The sequence below is a fragment of the Bacillus sp. CZDM1 genome, assembly GCF_055502545.1.
Map to the genome: position 1 here is coordinate 1 of NZ_JBUESO010000035.1, position 2,413 is coordinate 2,413.

General features: G+C 38.2%; 2 protein-coding genes and 1 rRNA gene. All 3 read right to left on the bottom strand.

All coding sequences use genetic code 11. The features are described 5' to 3' along the window. Positions 1-308 precede the first annotated feature (308 nt). Positions 309-1,052, bottom strand: coding sequence for a type I methionyl aminopeptidase (gene map / locus ACY3XC_RS28625; RefSeq protein ID WP_464871563.1), 744 nt, complete (start codon positions 1,050-1,052; stop codon positions 309-311). Between the two features lie 123 nt (positions 1,053-1,175). After that, complete coding sequence (locus ACY3XC_RS28630; RefSeq protein ID WP_464871565.1) at positions 1,176-2,018, bottom strand: pentapeptide repeat-containing protein; 843 nt, start codon at positions 2,016-2,018, stop codon at positions 1,176-1,178. A gap of 288 nt (positions 2,019-2,306) precedes the next feature. Then, positions 2,307-2,413: ribosomal RNA gene (gene rrf, locus ACY3XC_RS28635) — 5S ribosomal RNA — on the bottom strand; the annotation flags it as partial.

The following is a 2,413-nucleotide window of genomic DNA, read 5'->3' on the forward strand; positions in this document are numbered from 1 at the left end:
TCGTCGTTGTTAAACATTGTAGCCAAGTAGGATAAAAATGACCCCTTTTCTTTTTACACAATTATACGGACTTAATCCAGTTAACCGGAATATTTCCGCTTATATCAGCTTCTTAAGGTTCCTTTACCTACATTAGCCGGAAATTCTCCGCCTAATCAACCCTACACGGAAGTCAACAATGAATAATAACACAGCCTTTCTTAAAAATAAGAATCACTTAGGTACTTTATGATAATTCCTAAGAAAAGATGATTCCTTAAAAATGAAAAAGCGCCAGCTCGAAAGGCAGCCGGCACTTGTAATTACTATTATAGTGTTGTTATGATAGGTCCATTTTTCGAAAGGATAATGGTATGTTCGTATTGCGCAACAAAACTTTCTTCAGTCACATAAGTCCAGTGGTCACCTTCAACTTGAAAAACTTCTTCTTCTTTTGTTGAAATAAAAGGTTCGAAAGCGATAACCATGCCTTCCTTTAAAAGCTCATCGTCCCAAGTATCATGATAATTATAAATATGATCAGGTGCTTCATGTATTCTTCGTCCGATTCCATGTCCTGTAAGATTCATGATAACCGTTAATCCGTGTTGACGTGCCGTTTGGATGACGGCCTTTCCAATCCCGCTTTTCTTTGAACCAGGTTTTGCTTTCTTCAAGCCTGCTTCAAAAGCCAATTTTGCGACATCACATATCTTTGTTAATATCTCTTCTCCTTCACCTACTACAAATGAAATACCTGTATCAGCGAAGTAACCATTCTTTGAACCAGAGACATCAATATTTACGATGTCACCTTCTTGAATGACCCTCTTACCAGGTATGCCATGTGCAACTTCTTCATTCACACTGATACATGTGTACCCAGGGAAATCATATTCACCCTTTGGTGCAGAGATTGCACCCGCTTTTTCAAAAAGCTGTCCTGCTATTTCATCCAGTTCCTTTGTAGTTATGCCAGGTACCGTTCTTTGTACCAATTCATCTCTAATATCGGCACAAATTTTGCCGATTTCTTTCAAAGCTTTAATATCTTCATCTGTTTTTGCTATCATGTGTTTTCCCTACTTATCATATTAATATCGTTGTAAACTTTCCATTCTTATATTTTAGGCTTACTTATATTAAAAATTCAAGTATGTTTCCTTTTTGTAAAAAATTGATATATTCCTAAAAATCTATTCTTTTTGCAGCCAATGAGCTGGCGGCACTAATGCGGCTGGTAATTTAGTATATTTGTTACCCTTTGCGGCATTCACTTGAGCTTGTGTTAGAAAGATACTCCCAGTTAAATTAGCCCCACTAATATCCGCATCCCTAAAATCAGCTCCGATGACATCACACCATCTCAGATCCGCATTTCTAAGGTCCGCGGCTATTAGTAAAGCACCTCTTAGGTCTGCTCCCTTTAAATCCGCACCTCTTAACTTTGCACCTAAATAATCCATTCCCCTTCGTGCATTTTTTTGCCTTTTAGGTACTTGGGCACGAACCAATTCACTAGCACAAATCAGTAACTTATTTACCTTGGATCTATGATCCGCAACATCTATACTCAGTATAAATTTTGGACTTTTATTAGTTAGATTTTCTGTATCTTCAATAATCTGCTTTACATCTTTATGAATCGATTTTGCTGAATTGATTGTTAATACTTCATGTAAGTACCACAGCATCTCATGAAGTTGCTGCACAATCGGATAAACATCAAACATTTCTTGCGCTGTATCTTTGTTCGAGCGCCAATCCATGCCTTTATATGTAACTTGAGATACCTTTTGTCCAGCTCCAAAACATTCATAAGCTGAACAGCCTCGAAACCCTTTATTCCGAAGATCTTTATGTATACCGCATAGGTAATTGGATTGTAAATTACGACAAGGAGTACCGCCGTCTTTATCAAAGGCAAAATCTGCTGATCTTGCATAGGGTAAAGCTACACAGCATAAACCAAAGCAATTTTCACAGTCGGCCCGTAAATCTTTTAAAATATTGTCGTCTATTGTAAATGTACTAGACAATATAAGCACTTCCTTTTATATAATAAGCCTAGCTTTTTGCTCGTTTGAAAATATTAGCTAGGTATTATCTTATCACAGAAAATACCCATTCGTCTTTTCCCGTCTATGTTTTTATTCTATTCATTTTGAAATCTATTAAAATCGTACCCTCCTTTCCTAACAACAACGACATACCGGCACGATTCTCTGTCTACCGTTCCCTCTTTTCATAAAAACGACGCCATACGGGCACGATTCTTCCTGTTGGACGACAAAAAAACACAACCCTAGTCAGGTTGTGCTTCGTTTGCCTGGCAACGTCCTACTCTCACAGGGACAAAGTCCCAACTACCATCGGCGCTGAGAAGCTTAACTTCCGTGTTCGGTATGGGAACGGGTGTGACCTTCTCGCCATT

Coding starts and splice junctions, on each gene's coding strand:
- map (WP_464871563.1), bottom strand. CDS start 1,052: ATGATAGCAAAAACAGATGAAGATATTAAAGCTTTGAAAGAAATCGGC.